Raw genomic sequence first — 20,755 nt, 5'->3', positions numbered from 1 at the left:
AGCGGCATCGGCTCTCAGCGGCACTCGTCAATCGGCAGGTGGCTGACCAGTCGAGCCATCGCCTCCTGACCTTCGTGGTTGCTGCGCTCGACCCCGCTCGCTACATCGCGGACCCCGGACGCTTCGAAGCTCTGCAGCAGGGCGTCAACGAGGTCCTGTCGATGGTCGGACTTCGCATCACCGACCAAGGCAAGCCAACCACCGCCAAGCAGGCTCGGACGCTCGACGAGGTTGCTGAGTTGGCCGGTCGGCTGCGCGGCGAGATGAACCGCCGGGGCGTGCACCCGCAGGTTCTTGCCTATTGCCAAGAGGAGCTGCTGCGACGCTCGGTCTTCCATGCCGTGTTCGAGGCGACCAAAGGCCTGGCCGAACGACTGCGTCAGATCAGCGGCAGCGTGCTCGACGGCGCTCATCTGGTCAACGCCTGCTTCGCCAAGGCCAATCCCGTCATTCGCATCAACGCTCACCGAACCTCTAGTGAGGTGAGCGAACACAGCGGCTTCGCCAACGTGTTGCGGGGCGTGTTCGGAACGTTCCGCAATCCAACGGCGCATGCTGCCGCGCACCGAGTGGGCGGTCAGCGAGGCCGATGCCCTAGACCTGTTTTCGATGCTGTCGTACCTGCACCGCCGCCTCGATCGAGTGACGGTCGACCGCCGGATCTGAGCCCGGGCCGCGGCGCGGGAGGCAGCGTCAACCGACTCCCGCGCCGCAGTTGCTACTTCCCCTTGCGCTTGGCCGGGGTCTGGGACAGAGCGCTACCGGCGGCTGTCTTGGAAGCCTTCGACGTGCGTCCGTCACGCAGCACCTTGGACGCCGCCTTGGCGGCCTTAGCGCTGGTCTTGTTCTTCGCTGCCATGGTGTCCTCCAACAGGGACGGCCGTGGGGAGGGGTAGGCGCTGACGCCCCCGGCCAACAGGCCGGCGGCGGAGGCGTCAGGCCAACTTCAGCTGCTCAATCGCGACGAGGCGCGACGAGTCAGCGGGGCTTGACCGTGATGGTGACGGTTCGAGTCACCTTGACGGGCACACGGACGACCTTGGTGGTCCGCACGACACGGCGAGGGGGCACGGTCGTCTCCTTCCCGACAGCTTCTGGTCCGTCCGCCCGAGCGTGGCGCTGGCCGCGCCGAACTCGACGACTTGTAGCGTCGTGATTTCCTCCTGCCCAGAGGACTCGCGAGGCCCCGGACTGGTCCCACCCCGGACCTTCCGGGGCTTTGTGCTGTCTGTAACTAGAGGAACACGCGGACACGACAAGTTGGGCGCGACACGCTCAAACCAGCACTACATCTAGCTCTTGGACTGTACGTAGCTACCAGATGTAGGGGTTGTGGCCGGACGATCGAAGCTAGTGGCCACCACTGACAGTTTCGTCGTCGAGGGGTGAGCGGGCGCCGGCACGAGAGGGTGACGCCAAGGGAAGGTGCACCCACAACGCGCTGGCCGTAAGGGCGAGACCAGCTCGCTGTGACGCTGGGCGGGAGCTCGGTCGCATAGGGATCGACTATCGGGACGGCGGGATCTGTCGCGGTGCGTGGAGCACCCGGATGCCCTCGCTCTCGCGGTCGACGGCGTGAGCACGACTGAGCACGCGCTCGGCGTTGCCCGGCACCTTCGTTCCTCGGTCGCGCCGGTCGGTTCGGTGCTGTTGCGCCCGTGGCCCTGTGCCGGCCGCTCGGTGCAGCACGTCGGCCAGTCCGGTCGACAGATCAGCGGCCCGACCGACGACCTGCCGAAGACCGTCAAGGTCGGCGCCGCTGGCCCGCACGTGTCGTCCTGCGATCACCGCCTCGATCCGGTCCTGGGGCATGGCCTCCATGCGTGGCAGGTCTCGGGCGTTCGCGAACAGCTGGCCGGTGCGGGACCAGCGCTCGACCGCCATGGTGAGGTGGTCGGCGAGAACCGGCATGTGGCTCGCGACCTGCTGGACCGCTGCTGCCGCGTCCGCGGCAGTCCTGCGGTCGTGCTGCTCCCCTATGTCGGCGGGCGCGCCGACCTCGTTGCGCAAGGCGCGGACGAGCGCCTGCGACGACGCGACGACGCCTCCGCGGTCGTCGTGGGCTCCTCGGCGTCCGTCGTGGAAGACCATGCTGGCGCGGCCGGCGTGTTGCCAGGCGAGCCCGGCGACCAGCAGCGGTCCGGCGTCCCTTCCGGTCATGCCCGCCGCGACGGCGGCGTAGCGACTGGTGAGCTCGGCGGCGGCGACGGCGGCACGGAAGTCCCGCAGTGTCAGGTCGTCGGCTCGCTGTGCTCGGTCGAGCGCGGCCAGGAGGCCGGCGGCGGCGTCCAGGACGGTCACCTCGGCCTCTCCGGACGGCGGTCCTGGCAGGGGAACCAGACGGTCGAGCACCACGGAATCCGCGCCGGTGGGCGGATCGGCCTGCGCGTCACGCTCGATGGTGACGGCCAACTGGCGGACGACGTCCAGCTCCGGAGCTGCCGCCTCCGGCAGCAGACGGCGACCGAGCCGTGCGCAGTGGTCAGCGACCTCGGCCACCTCGACGGTGGCCGCCCAGCGGTGGGAGCGGCCCATGACCGACCGGTCGAGGCCGATGAGGTCGGCGGCGGCGCCGGCGAGATCGGTGAGCGGCCCGCCGCTGTGCGGCCACAGCCGGCCGGCGGTCGTGCAGGCGGCAGCGAGCGCGGTGACGTTGCGCTGCCGGTGGCTGTCGCCGGGGGTGAGCCCGTCCTCGGCAAGCCCGGACAGCGCCCGGCCGAGGTGGGCCAGTGCTCCGCTGACGTCCTCGATGGCCGCCACCGCCGGGCGGGCACCGGCTCGGTCGGTGAGGTCGTCGAGCAGCTGCCGCAGGGTGGTGACCACCGTTCAGCCCAGCCGTCGCAAGGCGTGGCGGGCGGCGCGCGCGGCGTCGAGGACCGGTGTGCTGGCGAAGGTGTGCTCGTCGAGGAGGCCGAGTGCGCCCATGGCTGCGCGGATGCTGGCGGCGGGGTCGCCGTCGATCAGCGGGACCGGTTCGGTGCGTCCGCCGGCGAGCTCGAGGAGCTCGGCGGCGTAGAGGCACTCCAGGGCGATGTCGGCAGGCACTTGCTCCCGGTCGGCGCCGACGGCGTCGAGCAGGGAGGCGGCGTAGCCGAGGGGGTCGCTGACCGTGTCGACGGTCATGAGGCACGTCCTCTCCTCAGGGGTTGGTTCTGTCGACGCTTGCGTCGCCGCGGTCGGCGGCGGGGGTGTTGCGGGACATCTGTGGAGGACCGACCGGGCTGTGTGTGGTCGAGGAGCGGTGACCGGTGGCAGCGCGCGTCGGAAGGGCGGCGGCGCAGTCGTCGAGCAGCCGCCAGTGCAGCTCGCGAGCGGGGTGCCGGTCGGGCAGCGGAGCGGCGGCGGCCAGCGCAGGCAGCCGGGCGGCGACGTCGTAGCCGGCGGTCGCGGCGCGGGCGAGCGCGGCGGCCAGCGGCAGCCAGTCCGGGCCGCGAACGAGGCGGGCGTCGATGACGGCCACGAGCTGCCGCCAGGCCGGGTCGGTGGCTGCGTCGTCGTCGCCGTGCCCTGGTTCGCTCTCCAGGTCGGCGGCGATCTGCAGGATGCGCGTGGCAATCGCGCGACGGCCCTCGTCGGTCGCGGCGTCGCACCAGGCGGCGAGCAGGTGTGGGGTGTGCCGGACCATCCAGGCGCGGCTGATCCGCACGCCGGCGAGCAGCGACACCCAGTCGCCGCGGTCGGACCGGAAGGCGCTGGGCATCACTTGCCTCCTGCCGCTTCGGGGGTGTGGCCGGTCGGGGTGGCGCCGAGGTCGCCGTCGAATAACGCTCGACGCGCCGCGGTCGCCTGCGGGCTGTTGTATTCGGCGGCCCAGGAGCGGGCGGGCCAGTCGGTGTGCCGGCCGGGTGGACAGCCGATGCCGAGCCGCTCGGCCAGGCGGGCGTGGAAGGCGGGCAGCGCGTAGCGGTGCCACTCCTCCAGCGCGTGGGGAGCCGCCGCGTCGGCGGCGGTGGCACGCAGGCAGGCTAGGACCGCGAGTTCGTGCACGAGATGGGGATGGGCGGGCCAGCAGGAGGGGATCGCCTGGGTGGTCTGCCAGGCGTAGCTGTGGTTGAGCCAGGCGGCGACGTCGTCCAGCCACGGCCACAGCCGGGTGCGTACATGAGCCGAGCAGGTCGCCGGGTCCCAGGGCCGGTCCAGCAGCCGTAGGCCGGCGGGGTCGAGGCCGGCGTCCTCGGCCTGCCGGAGCTGCTCGATGGCCCGGCGGATCTCCCGCGGCGGCAGCGGGAACGGCACGGCCACGTGGGAGGCGGTCATCGCAGGCCCCGCTCGACCGGGGTGAGACCCGCGCGGGCGGCCGCGGCGTGCGCGCGGCCAGTGCGCTCGACCACACTGGCGGTGTGCTCGCGAGCAGCGGCGACGCGATCGCGGGCCGAGGCCTGCGCGGCCAGCAGATGCTCGCCGCGACGTCCGGTGAGGCAGCGGGTCAGCCCGGCGATCAGCGGTGGGGCGTTCTCTGCGACCACGAGGGCCCGGCCGGGCGGAAGCTGGCGTATTTCCTCCGGGCGCAGCACGGGCACGGTTTCGCCGTGGGTGGATCGGGACCATCCGGTGCCCCGGTAGCTGTAGGAGGTGCGCCGGACCCGGGTGCTGCCCAGCAGCTCGGAGAGTTCGCGGTAGAAGCCGCCGTCCTTGCCGCCGCCGAAGACGACGAGCACGTTGGTGAGCCCGAACAGGGCGCGGGCCTCGTCCTCGCCGTAGATGAGCACCAGCTGCCGCCACGTCTGCGCGGCGTAGAGGAAGCTGATCCCGAGGGCCCGGTCGTTGGCCATACGGGTGCGCAGAGTGGGCAGCGGCGCGGTGGAGGGCAGCTCGTCCAGGCAGGCCAGCAGCGGCGGGCACAGCCGCCCGGTCGGGGCGGCGCCTGCCAGCTGCAGGGCGGTGTCGAGGACGTGCTCGGACAGAGCCGTCATCAGCGGGGCCGCCGAGGCGTAGGGATCCTCGCGGCCGAGCAGGTAGACGGTGCCGCCGGCGGCGAGCAGCGCGGCGATGTCCGTGGCCGGCCGGCCGGGCGCGGGAGTGCACCGGCGGCGGATGTCGGCCTGGAAGAACAGGGTCAGCGCCTGCTGCACCGTGGTGGCGGTGTTCCCGGCGGTGCGCGGGTCGCCGTGCAGGGCACCGTGCAGCAGCCCGTCCCAGAACGGCGCGGCGTGCGGATGGGCGCGCAGGACGTCGGCCGGCTGGGTGGCCGCCTGGGGGTGCGCGGCCCACTCCAGGACGTCCTCGATCGTGCGGCCGGTCAGCGCGGCGGCGTGCAGGTAGCCCTGAAGCACCTTGGCGGCTTCGAAGGCGTAGAAGCGGGCCGCCGAGTCGGTGGCGCCGCCGGTGACCGCACCCGGAACGGTGCCGGCGGTGAAGGCCTTGGCGCGGCGCTCGGCCGTCATGGGATCCACGCAGCCGGCGACGGGGTCCCACACCAGCTCCGGCAGTCCAGGAACCGCGCCGAAGGGGTCGAGCACGGCGACCGGGCGGTCGCCGGCCGCGCGGGCGTCGAGGGTGAGCAGCAGGTCCTCGGCCTTGGTCAGAGTGACCAGCGCCGCGCCGGGAGCGTCGAGCAGAGCGGGGGCGAGCAGGTCGAGGGTCTTGCCGGACCCCTGCGGGCCGTAGACGCCGGTCGTGCGATCGAAGGGCACCCACAGCTGCCCGGCGGCGGGGACGGTGGCGTGGCCCAGCCGCCATCCCACGTCCGTGTTCACGACGCGGCGAGGTCTGGACCGGCGAGCCGGAGCCAGATCAGGGCGGACGACGGGTCCGACCCGACGCAGCCGACCGCTGCCGAGCACGTCGGCGACCTGGCTGCGGGTGGCCATGCCCGACCGCCCGGTCAGCCATCGGTGCCCGGCCCAGGCCGCTCCCCCGCTGGCGGCCAGGAAGAGTGCGAGGGACCCGGCGATGACGGTGTACACAACCGCGGGCGGCGGTAGCGCCGCCGCCTGGACGGCGTCCAGCCCGGCGGTGGGATCGGCGGTGAGCAGGCCAGCGACGGAGGTGACCAGGGCGGCCGACCCGTGCGGCCACACCCAGCCGCCGCCGGCCAGCAGTGCCGCGGCTGCGCGGCCGGCCGGCAGCAGGAGCGCGGCGGCCGTCACCCACACCAGGGTGGCGGCGAGCGGGATCTCCCAGCTGGCGGGGCCGACGTCGGGCCGCGACCGGCCGGCGTTCATCGCCGACCGCCTGCGTTCGCGTGGTGCATGGCTTCTCCCTCGATGAAGTCCAAGCGGTTCATGCGGCATCGGAGGCGCGCAGGTCGACGCCGCGGTCGGCCAGCCACGGGACCGGGTCGACCGGCGCGCCGTCCTCGCGGACCTCGAAGTGCAGGTGGACACCGGTGCTGTTGCCGGTCGAGCCCTGGAAGCCGACCAGCGTTCCGGCGGCCACGTGCTGGCCTGCGGTGACCGTGTACGCGGAGAGGTGCCCGTAGCGGGTGATCACCCCGCCGCCGTGGGCGAGCTCGACCAGGTTGCCGTAGCCGGCCAGGCTCAAGCTGCCGTCACGGTCGCAGTAGTCGCTGGTGCACTCGGCTCGAAGCACGGTGCCGTCGGCGGCGGCGTAGACAGGGGTGTTGCGGGGGCCGGCGATGTCCACGCCGGCGTGCAGCGTTCCCCACCGGGACCCGTAACCGGAGGTGACCGTGCCGGCGGTAGGCCGGGTCCACGACCCGGCGGCCACCGGCAGTCCCGGACAGACGGCGGGCGCTGCGCCGGATGGGGCGGCCGCTGCGGCCTGGGCGGTCGGCCACAGCATGGCGGTCAGCTCCCGGGCCAGCGGCGCCCAACGGGCGTAGGCGCCGCCGGCGGCGGAGACCTGCACGGCCTGGGCCGCCTGCGTGAGCGGGATGGTCTGCCAGTCCGGCACCTCGACCAGTCGGGCGTAGAAGGCCTCGGCGGCGTAGACGGGGTCCATCAGCTCGGCGACGGTGCCCCAGCCGGCCAGCCACCTCTGCTGGAAGGTGTTGACGCTGTCGTGGTCGGAGCCGAGCCCGTCGTGCGGATAGGTGAGGCTGGTGGCGGTCACCGCCGCCTGCTCGCCGGTGAGCTCGGGGCTGCTGCCGTCGTTGGCCAGCAACCGGATGCGGGACTCCTGGTAGGCCGTGGCCAGCGCCACCGTGGCCGCGTACGCATCGAGCCCGCGGGCCGCGGCGACGTCGGCGATGATCTGCGCGTGGCCCATCTGGACGGCGTCCAGCTCGATGCCGGCGACGGCGGCGCCGGTGCCGCCGATCGAGCAGGCCGACGACCCGGTCGGCGTCGACGCCTCGTGAGCACCGACGACCGCGAGCGGGATCAGCAGCAGCGTGAGCCCCGCGAACACCGGGAGGGCGCAAGGAGCGGCGGCCTGCCACAGCCACGCCCGCACGTACGACTCCGCCGCCCGCGCCGCCGTCCCGCTCACGCCGGGCCTCCGGCGGCGAGCGCCTCGTTGGTGTAGGTCAGCCGCAGCTCCGGCCCGGTGAGGACGGTCTGCACCTTGAACGCCCGGTCCCCGACCAACCACAGCGCCCGGCCCTTGCCGGCGACCGCCCAGCCGGTGACCAGCCGCTGGGCGATCGGCGTCAGGCCGAGCATGCTGCCCAGCTCGTCGCCGACGGCCTGGTCCTGGCCGTGCAGCACCTTGACGTCACACAGGTGCAGCAGGTCGCGGGCGATGGCGACAGCCTGGGAGGTGGCGTCGCCGGCGGTGAGCATGTCCGACGGCTTGTGGGCCAGCAGGACCTGCACGTCGGCGTCGCGGCGCGACAGCCGCAGGTTGGCGTCCAGGCTCTTCATCGCCTCGGCGCCGAGGCGCATCTGCCGCCACGTCTCGTCGCGGACGACGATGCGCAGGTCACCCGGGTCGGCGATCTCCCGCATCGCCTGGCCCCAGGAGTTCAGGCAGGTCAGCGCGATGCCGACGGCCTGGTCACCGAGCGGCTCGAGGCGGGACAGCGACAGGGACTGAATCGGGGCGCGCCAGTCGACGTCGATCGACGTGTGGTCGTCGAACAGCCCGGCCAGGGAGCCCTTGACCAGGGAACCGAGCGCGTCGCGCAGGGTCCGGGTGGCGTCGAGGAAGTGGCCGCCGGTCGGCGTAGCGGCAGCCGCTGACCAGCTCCGGCGGAGGCTCGTCCAAGGCCTGCCAGAGCTGCGGGATGGTGGGCTCGGTCAACCGGGTGGCTCCGCTGCGGTACCCGGTGAGCAGGCGCAGCGCCTCACCGACGGCGGTCTCCTCCACCGGGCCGAACGGCACCGCCTGGGAGGCGACCAGCCCACGGAGCAGCACGAGCCACCGGGCGAAGACGAGCGCCTCGCGGCGGCGGGCCTCGGCGGCGTCGAGTCGCTTCCAGCCGTACCCGAGCGGACCGAAGGCCAGTGGGTTGACCCGGGCGGGAAGGCCGTGGCCGATGACGAACGGTTCGACGCCGAGCGCGCGGCACAGCGGCTCGTACTCGTCCTTGGTGTCGCCGAGGACCAGGGTGCGGTAGCCGTAGGCGAGCATGCGCAGCGCGAAGGCCTTGACCGTCGCTGACTTGCCCCGGCCAGGCTTGCCGAAGACGACGACGTTCGGGTTGGTGACCGGGATGTCGTCGTCGGTGACCCAGCCGACGGGGTCGCAGTAGAACGCTCCGCCCGACAGCAGGTCGAGTCCCATCTGCGCGCCGGTGGGTGGCAGACCGGAGGTGGCGATCAGCGGCCACACCACCGGCGTCTGCTCCGAGGTCATCCGCCACACCGACAGCGGGGCGAGCGCCGCCGCCCGGCCCCGGCCGCGGCCGCGGATTCCCCGGCCGGGCACCAGCTGGGTGAACGGGCCCCGTTCACGCGGTGCGGCGTTCGCGGAGGGCTGCGGAGGGAGGCGGTGGCCGAAGTCGTCGAGCAGGACGGCGACGTCCCGACCTCGGCGGCTCCCGCGGCCGATCACCGTCGGCTCCGGCGGTCGGGCAGCCCGACGCCGAGGGGAACGGCGGCGGCGGCGAAGCCGGAGTCCTGCGCCAGGTCCAGCCGCAGCGGCACGTAGCCGGCAGCGCGGATGGAAGCATCCAGCCGCCGGCCGTGCTCGGCCACCGGCCAGGTCGCGGGGACCGTGACGCAGGCGGCGACGGCGGGGCGGACCAGGGCCCGCCCGGCCGCGAGCTTCTCGTCCGCCGCGCCGATCCGCTCGGTGTCCCGCCGTTGCCTGGCCCGCTGCCGGAAGCCCATCCGGGCGCGCAGCTCGTTGCCGGTGGTGGCACTCAGCTCCTCCCGGCCGACCAGGCGGGTGGCCCGGTCCAGCGGCATCGGGGCCAGGAAGACGGTCAGGCAGCGCCGCTCCCCCGCCACCGTCGGCACCAGCACCGGCGCCAGCGCGCCGAGCACCGCTCCCGAGTCGGGAAGCAGGACGGTGTCGGTGACCGACGCCCACGCGTCGTGCGCGTAGTGCCGCACCTCGGCCCGGGCCTGGCTGGGGCCGGCGGCAGCCATCGGCACCCCGGTCGCCAGCTGGGCGCCGTCGGCGGCGGCCAGGTCGGCGGCGATGAGCTGGCCGCGCTCACCCGGGGCGAAGCCGGTGCGGACCGCAGCGGCGAGGGCGGCGGAGTCCAGCCAGGTGACCGCAGTGCAGCCGACCGCTCCGCGAAGCGCCGCCTCCACCTCGGCCATCACCCCGTGCAGGACCCGGGCGCGGCCGTCCACACCCCCGCCGGACTCCCGCGCGGCGCGGCTCATCCGCGCCTCGCCGACGACGACAGTGAGGAAAGCCTCGGTGCGCACCGCGGCCGGGGTGAGGGTGGCCCCGAGGAGCGCGTTGATCCGGGTGGCCAGGGGTGCGGCGTCCGCGCGGGTGTGGACTCGTTCCCAGGCCGCGCGCTCGGTGCCGTCGTCGGGCACGGTGCGCACCTGCAGGGCCAGGACGTCGACCAGCTCGGTTCGGGCAGCGAGTTCGCACAGCTCGGCCAGGCCGGCGCCCATCCGGTTGCGCTCGTCCGGTTCGGCCAGGCCGATCCCGGGATGGGTGATCGACGCGACGGCCGCCCAGGTCCGAGCCGCGCAGTTCTGCACGATCACCGGGCGGGTAAACAGTTGACCGAAGGGCGGCCCGTCGTGGGTGCGGATGCCGGCCAGGACGCCCGGCAGGTCCGCCTCGGCCAGGTTCTCGGCCGTCCCGGGCGCGGCCCGGGAGCCGAACACCGTCCATCCCATGACTGCTCCGATCGCGTGCAGGAGGAGATCGACCAGCCAGCGGCCGGCCGAGCGCCCTCGGACCGGCACAAGCAGCACCGCCGCCAGCAGCGCCCACACCGGCAGCCAGAGGACGAACAGGCCCCAGGCCTGGGCGTTGAGGGCGAGCAGCGCCGGAACTCCGGCGAGGGTGACCAGGGCCAGTTGGGCGCCGGTCATCCCGAGGAACCAGCCGGAGACGTCCTTGGCGTAGTCGCCGTATCGGGCGGCGCTCACCGCGCACCGCCGTCGCCGGGTCCGTGCTCGGTCCGCGCCGCCCGGGCGGCCGGCGGATCGGTCTCGTCGGCATCGCCGAGCCCGCTGCCGTCGAGGTGCTGCGACGGCCAGGTCGTGGCGACCGGGCCGTTGCCTCCGTCGGTCCCGTGCAGACCGGGCGTCGAGCCGCCCAGCGATCGGGAGCCGTCCTCCCGGCCGGGCGGCCGCCCGAACCGGGACGGTCGTCCGGCTCCCGAGCTCCCACGTCCGCCCGTAGGCGCCCCCTTCGGTGTCGGCTGCCCGTAGTAGGGCGCGGAGTGGCCGACGCCGACGCCGGAGAGCACGTCGGCGGCCGAGGCAGCCACGCCGGCCGCCAGCCGGCCGGCGGCGGAGGTACCGGCGGTCACTGCCTGGAGTGCCCCGGCGAAGCGGCCGCTGGTCGCCGCGTCCGCCGTCGACTCGCCCTGGGCCCGGTCACCGGCCAGCTGTGCCGCGGCTCCCGAGGCGGCCACCCCGCCCGAGGCCGCGGCCACTGCGGCGCCGGCGGCCCGACCACGTCCGCCGCCGAGGTTGCTCAGTGCACCCACGGCTCCACCGGACGCGGCCAACGAGGAGCGGAGCGCGGCCCCGCTCGACGTGCCCGGATCGACGAAGGCCAGCAGCCGGAACAGCGCCAGCGGACAGATCGCGCCGAGCAGGATCAGCAGGCAGCCGACCACCGCCATGCCGATCGCGGATTCGGTGCTGGTCTCCTCAGCCCCGGTGACGATGCCCTCGGTGATGGTCACTCCCACCCCGAGCACGAGCACGGCCACCGGGGCGACCAGCAGCGCCGCCAGGAACCAGCGCAGGCTGCGCCAGAACCAGGTGCTCGAGGACTGCGCGAGCAGGCCGCCGGCCGAGATCGCCGAGGTCGCCGCCAGCACGATCAGCGCCGCCTCGCGAACCAGCATCACGAGCAGGTAGCCGACGCTGGCGGGCACCAGCAGGAAGATCGACGAGACACCCAGCACGGTGGCGACCGTTCCGTCGACCAGGTCGCGGCCCACGCTGATCGACGGGTCGAAGGCGGCCATCGTGTCGATGCCCAGCAGGCTGCGCAGCAGGGCGGTGGTCAGTCCGGAGACGCCGGTGACCAGCAACGCCGCCACGCCGACGTAGCCGGCCCACACCAACCCGAACTGCACCAGCCCGATCAGCAGCCGGCCCAGGGTCTGCCCGTCCCGGCGCACCGCCGCGGCCCCGAGCTGCACGAGCGCCATCAGTGCCGCGACGGTGGCACCGATGCCGAAGGTCACCGGATAGATCCCGGCCAGCGGGCCGTCGGCGGACAGGTCCGGGGTCGCCAGGGCGTCGATGACCGAGAAGGCCAGTCCCAGCAGCCAGAGCCCCGCCTCCCACAGCGACAACATGGCGCTGACCCACACGTCGGCCACCACCGCTCCGGCCGCCTCGCCGATCACGCAGAACGGGTTGATCGGCAGGCACGGCAGCGAGACGTCGTCCGCCGCGGGAGCTGCGGGGAACGCCACGACCGTCGAGTCAGCCGAGGCCGGAGACGCAGTCGTCAGCCAACCCACCACCGCTAGCATCAGGACGACGACCAGCATGAGCGGACGCGGCGATCGGCCACCTCGATCGAGCTGGGGCCTAGCCATGACGCAGGTAGCCCGCCAGCCGACGGCGATCGCCGCGTCGGTGCCCGGCCAGACCGAGGGAGCCGGCGCGGGCTCCGCCCCCGCTCCGATCAGCCACCGGTCCCCGGTCCAGGCCATGCGCTGGCAGTCGGCGATCGCGATCCGCGAGGTCTCCTCCACGGTGACGGTGAACTCGAAGTTCACGCACACCACCGCGAAGTCCTCACCGACCGTGCCCTTGATCAGTCCCATGACCGGGCGGACCACGATGGCCAGCTGCGGTGACCCGGCACCGGACAGCCCCGCCGCCGACAACAGGCTGGCCATGCCATGCGCCCCGGACCAGGTCTGCGGGGTAGGGCCACCTGGCGCGGCCCACTCGGCGATCACCTGCCGCACGCCGTCCATCGAGCCGGTCTGCATCGCCGTCACGTCGATCGCCGCCAGCTGCGCCAGCGCGCCTTCCGGAGTCCGGGGGAAGCCGGTGGGCACGTCGGCCGGGCCGGCGCCCGTGGCGCGGGGTACCTCGAGCACGCCCGCGGCCCGGTTGGACAGCGGGCCGGGCAGCGCGTCGTCCGGGTCGGCGCTCGGCATGGGCGCGGCGGCGAGCGCGTCCTGCTGCGACAGATCGGTGGCGGGAGCGGCCGCCCGCGGTGCGGCGCCTGCGCCGTCCCGCCGTTCCCCGGTCAGTGCCCCGACGACCGCCAGCACCAGTCCGGCCAGTACCGCCAGCGCCACGAGGGCGCTGACCACGATCAGCAGGAGGAGGCGGGCGGGCCCCCACGTCGACGTCTCCCCCACCGGGCGTTCTGCGCGGCGGCGCATCAGGTGCACCCGCTGCCGGTGATCGAGCCGATGATCGTCAGGATCACCGTGTACGTGATGGCCACCATCACCACGACCGCGACGCCCATGGCGCCGTACCGGGACGCGTGCGGATGGGAGAAGATCCGCCCGACCAGGATCGACCCGAGGGACGCGACCGCGCCGATGCCGATCAGCGCCAGCACGCCCCACTTCACCCAGGCGGTCACGTCGTCGGCGAAGGCCTGCATCCCGGGCGGTGCGGCGGGGCAGACCGCCGCGGTGATCTCCGGCGCCGCGCTCGCCGGTCCGCTGCTCAGCACCACCAGCCCGGCGAGAACGAGCGCGACGGTCGACGCCGCCCGCACCGCCGCGCTCGCTTGCCCGACCGTCATCGGGTCGCCCCGGCCCGCCCGGTCCGCGCTGCCCGGCGCCGGTGCCGGGGTGGCGCCGCCGGGACCACGAGCGCAGCCAGCGCCCGGCCGGCGGCGGCCACCGGCTTCGGCAGCCGGTCCCCGGTCAGCCCGGCGATCTGCAGACGCCGGTCGAGCGGCACCGGGACCACTTGGCCCGTCGACCGCGCCTCACGGAGCCGGGGACCGCAGCTGGCCTCTACCAGCCGTGGCCACCGCGCCGGGCCCACCGCGGCGACCGCCGCGTCCCCGCCGACGGCTGCCAGGACGTGCTCGGTCTGCCGGACCGCTGGAACCGTGACCCGGGTGACGACCACCAGAGCGCAGCCGACGAGCGACCTGGGCGAGTAGAGCAGCGCACCGGTCGTCGACCACCCCGTGTCCACCACCACCGTGGCGTCCGCGTCGGTCTCCGGGAGCGGTGGGAGCGCTCCGTCGGCTGGGTGCTGAGCGAGCCGGACGAGATCGAGTCGACCGCGGCGACCGCACCGCCACCCGGCGCTGTCGGTGCCCAGCTCGATGGTCGGGGCCGCCGACAACCCCGACCGGGCCGGCTCGGAGTAGTCGACCAGCTGCACGCGCCGGCCCTCCGCCAGCCCCTCGGCCAGCGCCAACGCGACGGTGGAAGCGCCGGCCCCCGCGTGCCCGGCCACGACGAGGACGACACGGCCGCCGACGCCCGCTCGCGTCCACTGGATGGGTGAGTCGGGTTGGCCGGCACGGCTGCGGACTGCGGCCCCGAACGCCTGGTCGCCGTGCGCGAGGACGTCATCGGTGACGTCGTCGAAGACACCGGCGCGGATGGCCACGACGGCCGCGCGCATGGCAGGCACGGTCATCGACCGTGCCTGGTGAGGATTGGTGGGGCTGGGAGGCGCCGTCGCCGCCGACGGCGGCGCGTCACGGCTCGGCCGGCCGCGCCTCGATCCCCGATGCGGGGTTGTCGTCTGCATGCGCCGACGGTGGCGACCGGATCTCCAGTAGTTCTCCAGCCGACCTAGGCTCGCGGCCTCCCGCGGTCTCGGGCACTCCGGCGCGGTCTGCCCATTTGCGGTGACGTTCGGGCCGGAGAACGACTGGTGGAGTAGCGGAGAACCCGTGCCGTGGACCGGCGGATGCTACCGGTCAGGGGCGCGCGTCGAGTGCGGTGCGGACGCGGTTGTGGCTGTCCAGCCAGGTGCGCAGCTGCGGGTGGACGTACCCCACGACGTCGAGCAGGTCGATGTAGCGGTCGATGAGGGGCTCGGACAACAGCGGCTCGTGGTGGGCCACCCGGTTGCGCAGCACGTGCAACCGGGCGACCGGGGCCTCCAGTAGGCGCCGGTCAGATCCGGGCAGGTACTGGAACGCGGGCCGCAAGGCCGGCCACAGGGTGGCCGTGTAGCGGCGGGCGAGCAGGAACCGCCAGAAGCCGAAGTTGAGCTCGGCGACGATCTTGCCGGGCAGGAGCGGGGCGCCGGCCCGCTGCAGCCGCTGCTTGGCTCGGGTGATGTCGTCGCGGGCGTGCTGGGCGAGCTCTTGAGCTGGGTCGTCGTACCACTGTCCGGCGCGACCCAGCCGCTGGTGACGGGCGGTCAGGGCATCGTGCAGGACGTTGCGCAGCACGACTTCGACGTGGCCGAGCACCTCCCACAGCGCGCCGGCGACCGCCGCGTTCCAGAGGTAGAGCTCGACCGCGCGGTCCAGGTCGCCACCCACGGCGCGCGCATAGGTTCCCAGCCGGGGCGCGGACAGGTGCCGTTGGACGAGCAGCGCGGTGGGTGAGGGATGACCGATCGGCTCCGGCGCGGATCCGCCACCCGGCGGGGACGTGGACATGTCAGTCCGGCGCTCGTAGACTCGCCGGTGAAGACCCCGGAGCGATCCCTGGCCTCGGCCACATCGCCGGGGTTTCGTCTTGCTCGGGCCGCTTCTCCGAAGCCCCGCGACCGTGCCACGTCCAATCGATGACGCGGGTCCGCCCTGTCATCGCCACGAGCGTCGACCCGCGCGCGGAACGGCGTCCGGGTGCGGGATCACGTCCGGCCCCCTCATGGGGCGGGGTCACCTGCCGTCCATGTGCCGTGCAGCGCCGACGGCGTGCCGGAACGGGTAGGGCATGGCTGGTCAGTCCCGCACCGGCCAGGCGACCAGCGGTCCGAGCCGCACGCCGGCACCGGCGCCGGAGCCGGCCGGAGAGGCGTCACGGTGATCGTGGCTGCCGGCGGCGTGGGCCAGCGCGGCCAACACCAGCTCGAGCGCACGGCGGCCCAGCGCCACCGCCACGTCGGCGAGGTCGACCGGTCGTCCGTCGGCGAGGCTGACCGCCACCCGGAGCACCGCCAGCTCCTCCTGGCTGCCGTGCAGGCGTCCCTGGGCGAGGGCGGGGTCGAGCTCGGGCCATTCGACGCGCGCCCACAGCTGACCGCCGACCGGCTCGGCTTCGATCGTGACCAAGCCGGCGGCGCACAGCCGAGCCGGCCAGTACCCGTCGTTGGCCAGCAGCAGCACGGCAGCCTCGGCCGCGTAGTCACCGACCGCGGCATGCAGCAGCGCGGCCTCCACCTCGTCGAGATCGAGGTCGGCGGCGATCGGCTCCACGCTCACCAGCGTCACTCCTTTCCTCCCCAGGTCCCCCGCTCGCGAGTGTGGCCAGCCGGTACGACATCTCCAGGAGACGGATCCCCGCACGCCCCAGGCTGCGGCCCCGTGTGGGCGGGCCGCTCCCTGGTCATGGGGTATGTGCGGCGGCCTCACGACGCGCGGTCGAGGAACTGCCGGCGGGCGCGGTTGATGGTCTCCGCCGTGCTCATGGGCAGGTCCATCTCGTCCTCACCGTCGTGGACGGCCACGATGCGCCCGACGTAGGTCTCGGCCTCGGCGCGGTGCCCCTGGTGGAAGGCCACCCACATTGCGTCGATCAGTACCTGCTCGTCGTCCGGCGCGACGAGCAGGGCGGTGGCCGAGGCGGTTGCGGCGGCGGCCAGGTCGCCGTCGGCGAGTGCCGTGGCGACGACCTGGTGGGCGACGTCGCAGACGGCTGCGGTGAGCGTCAGGTCCAGGCCGTCCAACCACTCGTAGCCGGCTGGACGTTGGGCGAACGGCGGGCCGGACACCAGCCGCAGAGCGGCCAGCAGGTCGGGCAGGCCGCCGTCGCCGCGCACTGCGGCCCGGGCGCGCAGCTGGCGGAACAGGTCGGCGTCGACGAGCACGCCGGTCAGCGTGTAGCGGCCGCGGTGACCGGAGCTGAGGTGCTTCTGACCGGTGGCGGGGTCGGTGCCCAGCCAGGCGCGAGCGCCCGCGGCGACCCGGTGGACGTAGGCGCGGGCGCTGACGCGGGTCGGTCCTGCCGCCGCGGGCCGGCTGCAGCGCGGTGGCGGCCTCGTCGGCGGTGGCTCCGTGCGGGCGGGTGGCGAGGTAGGCGACCGTCTCCTCGTAGCGGCGCCGCAACCCGGACCTGGCGACGGCCGCCTCGTCACCGTGCGCGCGCAGGGCGACCGGTCCGAGCAGGGTCAGCCGCGGCCGCGCGCAGTCCGGCGACCACCAGTCGGCGAGATCGCGGTCGAGTTGGGCGAGGTCGTCCTCGACCTCCCTGCGTACGTCGGCCGGCGCTGCAGACCCCGGAACGTCGGAAGCACCGCTGGTCGTCCACGACGTCCGCGCGCTCGTAGGAGCGCCGGTCGGCGTGGGTGGCGTCGAGTGCGGGACGGCCTCGGTGATGGAGCCCCGTCGGAGCCGTGGGGACGGGGCGGAGGTCGGTGGTGCAGCGGTGTCCGGACCGGTCAGGTCGCCGTGGAGCGCGCCGGCGGCGTCGGTGTGCACCTGCCAGGGGCGGTCAGCCGTCGGCGGCGGGAATCGGGGCGTCCTCGGAGTCGCGCTCGAAGGCCAGCAGCGTGGCGATGTCGCGGGCCTGCTGGACGGTGAGCTGTGGCGCCGGCAGCCGCAGCCCGAGTGCGGGGACGAGCAGCGACCCGTCGTCGGTCAGCGTAAGCAGCCACTCGTCGCTGACCTGCTCCGGCTCGGCGCCGAGCACCAGGGCGACCGTTCCGCGTCGCTCGCGGGCCCGCAGGACGGCGACGGCCTCGGCCAGTGCGCAGTCCCGATCCGGCGGGGATGGGGCGAGCACGACCTGCGGCATCCAGCCGTCTCCGGCTCCGGCCCGTAGCCGCCCGTCCAGCACGTCGTCGTCGGACTCGGCGGCTTCCGCCAGACCGGCATGCAGGCCGGCATCATCGGCGCTGTCGACCGGGCGGATCCTCCCGGGGGCCAGGTCGACCAGATCGTCGCCGAAGCCGACGGGCGTAACGGTGAGCAGGTCCGACCAGCCGTTGACGGCCATGCTCGGCGGCCACATGCCGGGCGAAGTCCTCGCGACGGTCGGCCGGTCCGGTCACGTACACCCCGCCGAGCCGTTCCACGTCCAGCAGCCAGCGGCCTGCGGTGTCGGTGCCGATGGTGACCAGAGTCGGGTACGGCGCCAGGCGGGTGCGGGCCACCTGGGGATCGACGCCGGTGTCCTGGTCGAGCCGTGCCGACCACCGGAGGCCGGTGTCGTCCGCGATCCACGGTTCCGGCGGAGGACGGTCAGCCGGAGCGTGCAGACGCAGCTCGAGCCGGCCGCCCTGGAGTCGGGCGGCGACGACGTCAGGGAGCCGCCCGTCCGGATCGGCGGAGATCCGCACGGCGAGGCCGCGCAGCGCCAGGTCCAATGCGGCGTAGTCGGCCGTGCCCTCGTCGGCCGCCGATGCCACGACCGTCTGGGTGGCCGACTGCGTCCTCGGAACGGGGGCCAGCCGTCGGCCGGGCCGGCGGCGGCGTAGCCGCTGGCGGCGATGCGTCCAGCCAGGCGGCGCCCACACCTGCGGCGAGCAGCGCCCCGCTGCCGGCGAGCACGGCCGCCAGCTCCGACGGACTCTCGGCGGCATCCCCACCGTCGGCGTCGGCGTCGACCGCCGCCTGCTCCGATTGCTCGGGCATGCCTTCCGGTGTCGGCGAGGCGACCGGGGTCCGGGCGGGCTCCGCTGGGGCAGCCGGCTCGTCCTCGTCCGGCGCCGGCTCGTCGGCCGGGGGCTCCGGACCGGTCGGCGGCGGAGAGGCGGCGGCCGCGGGGGCGGCCGGCGGGAGGTCGAGAACCTGCCCGGGGCGGATCAGGTCGGGGTCGGTGAATCGACCGCCGCCGGGCAGCGGTCCGCCGGCATTGAGGTCGAAGATCGGTTGCCAGTGCTCCAGGCCGTGCTGCTCGGCGAGGTCGGCCAAGGTGTCGCCGGGCTGCACCGTCACCTCGCCGGCGGTCGCGCCGGCTTCGGGAAGGCGTGCGTCCGGTGGAAGGACCAGCGTCCAGCCAGGGCGGATCAGCCCCGGGTCGGTGAGGAGCGCGCCGTCGGGCTGGGGCCGGCCGCGGTTGAGCTCGAGGATCTCCTCGAACCGGGTCCAGTCGCCCAGGTAGCGGGCGGCGATGCGACCCAGGGTGTCGCGCGGGGCCACGGTGTACGTGGGACCGGCCGCTGCAGGCCCGGTCGGCCGGGTGTCCACGGGCGGTGCAGGGGCTGGCGCCGGCTCCTCGTGGCCGACCGGCTGGTCGGCCACGATCGGGGGGCCGGCCAGGGCGGGAGCGGCCAGCAGCGGTCCGCTGCCGACACCGAGGACGGCAGCCACGAGCAGGCCGGCCATCTGCTGCGGCGCCGCCAGGCCGGGCAGTCGCATCGGTGGCAGGCCGCGCAGCTGGCTGGCGAGCTCGACGGCCACCGAGAGGGCGAAGCAGGCCCACGCGACCCAGCCGATGACCACGAGCAGGCCGAGGAAGAGCGCGCCGGTGTCCGGGCGGCTCAGCGCGGTGGTCACCTGTTCCCAGGAGGGCAGCTCGTCGGGCAGGTAGGCGCCGCCGAACTCCCAGAGTGCGACCGGGACGCCGGCGACCGCGGCCGCCAGCAGGACTCCGGCGATCAGCCGGCGCAGCAGCTCCTGCGCCGACAGTGGTGTGGTCATGGGCCCTCTCCCCCGCGCTGGTCGGTGATCAGGTCGGCGGTGCCGGTGCCCTCCACGGTGAGCGTGGAGATCCCGATCAGGCCGAGGAAGGTCGTGGGCTCGGAGATCGTGGTGGTCACCTGCAGGGTGTCGCCGTCGACGACGGTCACCGCCCCGGCCACGTCGTTGCGGTCGAGGTAGTCCTGCGCGGCGGCGACCGCAGCGGCCGGATCCACGCGGACCTGCCCGCTGAGGGCAGCGGCGACGTCGAGCGCCTGTCCGCCGGCCCGGGCGGCTTCGTCGGCGATGGCGTTGGCGCGCTGGGTGGCGGCCACCTTGGCGCCGCCGTCGACGGCCAGGCCGATGATGAGCAGCAGCCCGGGGACGAGGACGACGAGGAAGACGCCGATCGCGCCGCGCTCGGCGTCCGACTGCTGACGGCGTCGCTGGCTGGTCATCGTTCGCGGTAGGCGTCGACGGGGCTGGTGAAGGACGCCTCGACGGTGACCGATCCGGGCAGGCCCGGCGCGAGCAGGTCCGCCATGCCGACGACGCAGGTGATCGACACGGTGACGTCGCCGGGCTGGCCGGGCGGAGTCTGGAAGCCGGTGGTGTCGATGTCGACGCTCGTGCTCTGGCAGCGCAGGTCCTGGGCGGCCAGGGTGCGGTCCGCCTGGGCTCTGGCCAGTGCGGCGGCGGTGACGTCGTCCCGGGCAAGTGATGCCTCCCGGGCGGCCGCGCGGGCGGCCTCGGCGACGGCGCCCTCAGCGACCTGGGTACGTCCGGCCACGACGGCGAACGACAGCAGCAACAGCAGCGCCGGGGTCAGCAACGCCAGCTCGACCGACACCGAGCCCTGATCCCCCGCCCGTCCGTTCATGGCGTGGGCCGTTCCACGGGGCCAACGGCGCTCTGGGTGACCGCCCACCCGGACAGGCCGGGGAAGAGGCTGATCGACGTGCCCGTCACGGTCACTTCGATGCTGCTCGGGGAGCCCGCCACGGTCACGTCCCGGCCGGTGAGCAGATCCTCCGCGGTCTGGTCGAGGAAGCCTTCGGCCGCCGACTGGGCGCGTGCGGTCGACGCGGGCTGCACCCGACCCTCGCGGGCGCCTTCCTGGGCCGCGCCCAGGGCGACCGAGCGGGCGTAGAACCACAGGGCCGCCTGGATCAACGTCATGACCAGCAGGAGCACGACGGGGAACGTGACCGCCAGTTCCACCGACGCCGCGCCGCGTTCCCCTGACAGCTGCCGGCGCGCCACGCCGCTGGTCCGGCGGCCACGGACGTGGCACAGCCGGGACAGCGGTGTGGGGCCGCGTGAGCTGGCGGAGCGGGCCACGGGCGGGCTACTGGATCTCGGCTGAGCGGGAGGTGACCGCGTTGGCGATGATCGCGACCAGCGCGACGGCGATGCCGATCAGAGCCACCGTGATGATCACCTGCTCCACCGACAGCGAGCCGCGTTCCGGCTCGCCCCGCAGATCGCGGAGCCGGTCGCGCAGTGCTGCGGCGAGGATGGTCAGGGTGGTCATCAGCGGCATCATCGGACTCTCCTTCTGAGGGGCATG

At 74.3% G+C, this 20,755-nt stretch carries 22 protein-coding genes and 1 pseudogene; 2 read left to right on the top strand and 21 right to left on the bottom strand.

Translation table 11 applies throughout. From position 1 onward, the window contains the following. Positions 1–161: 161 nt before the first annotated feature. Positions 162–509: pseudogene (locus JKP76_RS24150) on the top strand (TIGR02391 family protein); the annotation flags it as partial. A 43-nt stretch (positions 510–552) separates the two neighbouring features. After that, the gene (locus tag JKP76_RS21245) at positions 553–666 is read left to right on the top strand and encodes a TIGR02391 family protein (protein ID WP_242471956.1); all 114 of its coding nucleotides are present in this window, start codon (positions 553–555) and stop codon (positions 664–666) included. An 840-nt stretch (positions 667–1,506) separates the two neighbouring features. On the opposite strand, the gene JKP76_RS14560 is transcribed toward JKP76_RS21245, so the two are convergent. The 21 genes from JKP76_RS14560 to JKP76_RS14470 form a co-directional block, all read right to left on the bottom strand. Continuing rightward, positions 1,507–2,823, bottom strand: a complete 1,317-nt coding sequence (locus JKP76_RS14560) for a hypothetical protein (protein ID WP_200491664.1) — start codon at positions 2,821–2,823, stop codon at positions 1,507–1,509. A gap of 3 nt (positions 2,824–2,826) precedes the next feature. Then, positions 2,827–3,123 (bottom strand): hypothetical protein, encoded by a 297-nt coding sequence (locus tag JKP76_RS14555; protein ID WP_200491663.1) that lies wholly within the window; start codon positions 3,121–3,123, stop codon positions 2,827–2,829. 16 nt (positions 3,124–3,139) lie between these two features. Continuing rightward, positions 3,140–3,700 (bottom strand): hypothetical protein, encoded by a 561-nt coding sequence (locus tag JKP76_RS14550; protein WP_200491662.1) that lies wholly within the window; start codon positions 3,698–3,700, stop codon positions 3,140–3,142. Beyond that, entirely contained in the window at positions 3,700–4,257 is a 558-nt protein-coding gene (locus JKP76_RS14545) for a hypothetical protein (RefSeq protein ID WP_200491661.1), read from the bottom strand. Before JKP76_RS14545 ends, JKP76_RS14550 begins: the two co-directional genes overlap by 1 nt. Continuing rightward, a complete protein-coding gene (locus JKP76_RS14540; RefSeq protein WP_200491660.1) occupies positions 4,254–6,164 on the bottom strand; it encodes a type IV secretory system conjugative DNA transfer family protein in 1,911 nt (636 codons plus the stop codon). Before JKP76_RS14540 ends, JKP76_RS14545 begins: the two co-directional genes overlap by 4 nt. Before the next feature lie 58 nt (positions 6,165–6,222). Continuing rightward, positions 6,223–7,392 carry a M23 family metallopeptidase gene (locus JKP76_RS14535; RefSeq protein WP_200491659.1) on the bottom strand — a complete coding sequence of 390 codons (1,170 nt, stop codon included), beginning with the start codon at positions 7,390–7,392 and terminating at the stop codon, positions 6,223–6,225. Then, positions 7,389–7,850 carry a hypothetical protein gene (locus tag JKP76_RS21240; RefSeq protein ID WP_242471955.1) on the bottom strand — a complete coding sequence of 154 codons (462 nt, stop codon included), beginning with the start codon at positions 7,848–7,850 and terminating at the stop codon, positions 7,389–7,391. The genes JKP76_RS14535 and JKP76_RS21240 overlap by 4 nt, the downstream gene beginning before the upstream one ends. A 49-nt stretch (positions 7,851–7,899) precedes the next feature. Then, the gene (locus tag JKP76_RS21235; protein WP_242471954.1) at positions 7,900–8,898 is read right to left on the bottom strand and encodes a hypothetical protein; all 999 of its coding nucleotides are present in this window, start codon (positions 8,896–8,898) and stop codon (positions 7,900–7,902) included. Next, positions 8,895–10,409, bottom strand: a complete 1,515-nt coding sequence (locus JKP76_RS14525; RefSeq protein WP_375335656.1) for an SCO6880 family protein — start codon at positions 10,407–10,409, stop codon at positions 8,895–8,897. The genes JKP76_RS21235 and JKP76_RS14525 overlap by 4 nt, the downstream gene beginning before the upstream one ends. Further along, the gene (locus JKP76_RS14520; RefSeq protein WP_242471953.1) at positions 10,406–12,850 is read right to left on the bottom strand and encodes a hypothetical protein; all 2,445 of its coding nucleotides are present in this window, start codon (positions 12,848–12,850) and stop codon (positions 10,406–10,408) included. The genes JKP76_RS14525 and JKP76_RS14520 overlap by 4 nt, the downstream gene beginning before the upstream one ends. Then, positions 12,850–13,224, bottom strand: a complete 375-nt coding sequence (locus JKP76_RS14510; protein ID WP_200491658.1) for a hypothetical protein — start codon at positions 13,222–13,224, stop codon at positions 12,850–12,852. The genes JKP76_RS14520 and JKP76_RS14510 overlap by 1 nt, the downstream gene beginning before the upstream one ends. After that, a complete protein-coding gene (locus JKP76_RS14505) occupies positions 13,221–14,081 on the bottom strand; it encodes a hypothetical protein (RefSeq protein ID WP_200491657.1) in 861 nt (286 codons plus the stop codon). The genes JKP76_RS14510 and JKP76_RS14505 overlap by 4 nt, the downstream gene beginning before the upstream one ends. Before the next feature lie 286 nt (positions 14,082–14,367). Then, positions 14,368–14,940 (bottom strand): hypothetical protein, encoded by a 573-nt coding sequence (locus tag JKP76_RS14500; protein WP_200491656.1) that lies wholly within the window; start codon positions 14,938–14,940, stop codon positions 14,368–14,370. Positions 14,941–15,348: 408 nt separating this feature from the next. Beyond that, on the bottom strand, positions 15,349–15,828 hold the full coding sequence (locus tag JKP76_RS14495) for a hypothetical protein (RefSeq protein ID WP_200491655.1): 480 nt from the start codon (positions 15,826–15,828) through the stop codon (positions 15,349–15,351). A 146-nt stretch (positions 15,829–15,974) separates the two neighbouring features. Then, entirely contained in the window at positions 15,975–16,433 is a 459-nt protein-coding gene (locus tag JKP76_RS21230) for a hypothetical protein (RefSeq protein ID WP_242471952.1), read from the bottom strand. A gap of 623 nt (positions 16,434–17,056) precedes the next feature. Then, a complete protein-coding gene (locus tag JKP76_RS21225; RefSeq protein ID WP_242471951.1) occupies positions 17,057–17,575 on the bottom strand; it encodes a hypothetical protein in 519 nt (172 codons plus the stop codon). A gap of 290 nt (positions 17,576–17,865) precedes the next feature. Next, positions 17,866–19,206 (bottom strand): LysM domain-containing protein, encoded by a 1,341-nt coding sequence (locus JKP76_RS21220; RefSeq protein WP_242471950.1) that lies wholly within the window; start codon positions 19,204–19,206, stop codon positions 17,866–17,868. Continuing rightward, the gene (locus JKP76_RS14485; RefSeq protein WP_200491654.1) at positions 19,203–19,643 is read right to left on the bottom strand and encodes a hypothetical protein; all 441 of its coding nucleotides are present in this window, start codon (positions 19,641–19,643) and stop codon (positions 19,203–19,205) included. The genes JKP76_RS21220 and JKP76_RS14485 overlap by 4 nt, the downstream gene beginning before the upstream one ends. Further along, entirely contained in the window at positions 19,640–20,065 is a 426-nt protein-coding gene (locus JKP76_RS14480; RefSeq protein WP_040339414.1) for a TadE/TadG family type IV pilus assembly protein, read from the bottom strand. Before JKP76_RS14480 ends, JKP76_RS14485 begins: the two co-directional genes overlap by 4 nt. Next, positions 20,062–20,448 carry a TadE/TadG family type IV pilus assembly protein gene (locus JKP76_RS14475; protein ID WP_309229719.1) on the bottom strand — a complete coding sequence of 129 codons (387 nt, stop codon included), beginning with the start codon at positions 20,446–20,448 and terminating at the stop codon, positions 20,062–20,064. Before JKP76_RS14475 ends, JKP76_RS14480 begins: the two co-directional genes overlap by 4 nt. 85 nt (positions 20,449–20,533) lie before the next feature. Then, positions 20,534–20,719, bottom strand: coding sequence for a hypothetical protein (locus tag JKP76_RS14470; protein ID WP_224499417.1), 186 nt, complete (start codon positions 20,717–20,719; stop codon positions 20,534–20,536). Positions 20,720–20,755 lie beyond the last annotated feature (36 nt).

The sequence above is a fragment of the Blastococcus sp. TML/C7B genome (assembly GCF_016612845.1).
Taxonomy (GTDB): Bacteria; Actinomycetota; Actinomycetes; order Mycobacteriales; family Geodermatophilaceae; genus Blastococcus.
This window is presented reverse-complemented; position numbering and strand designations above follow the sequence as displayed.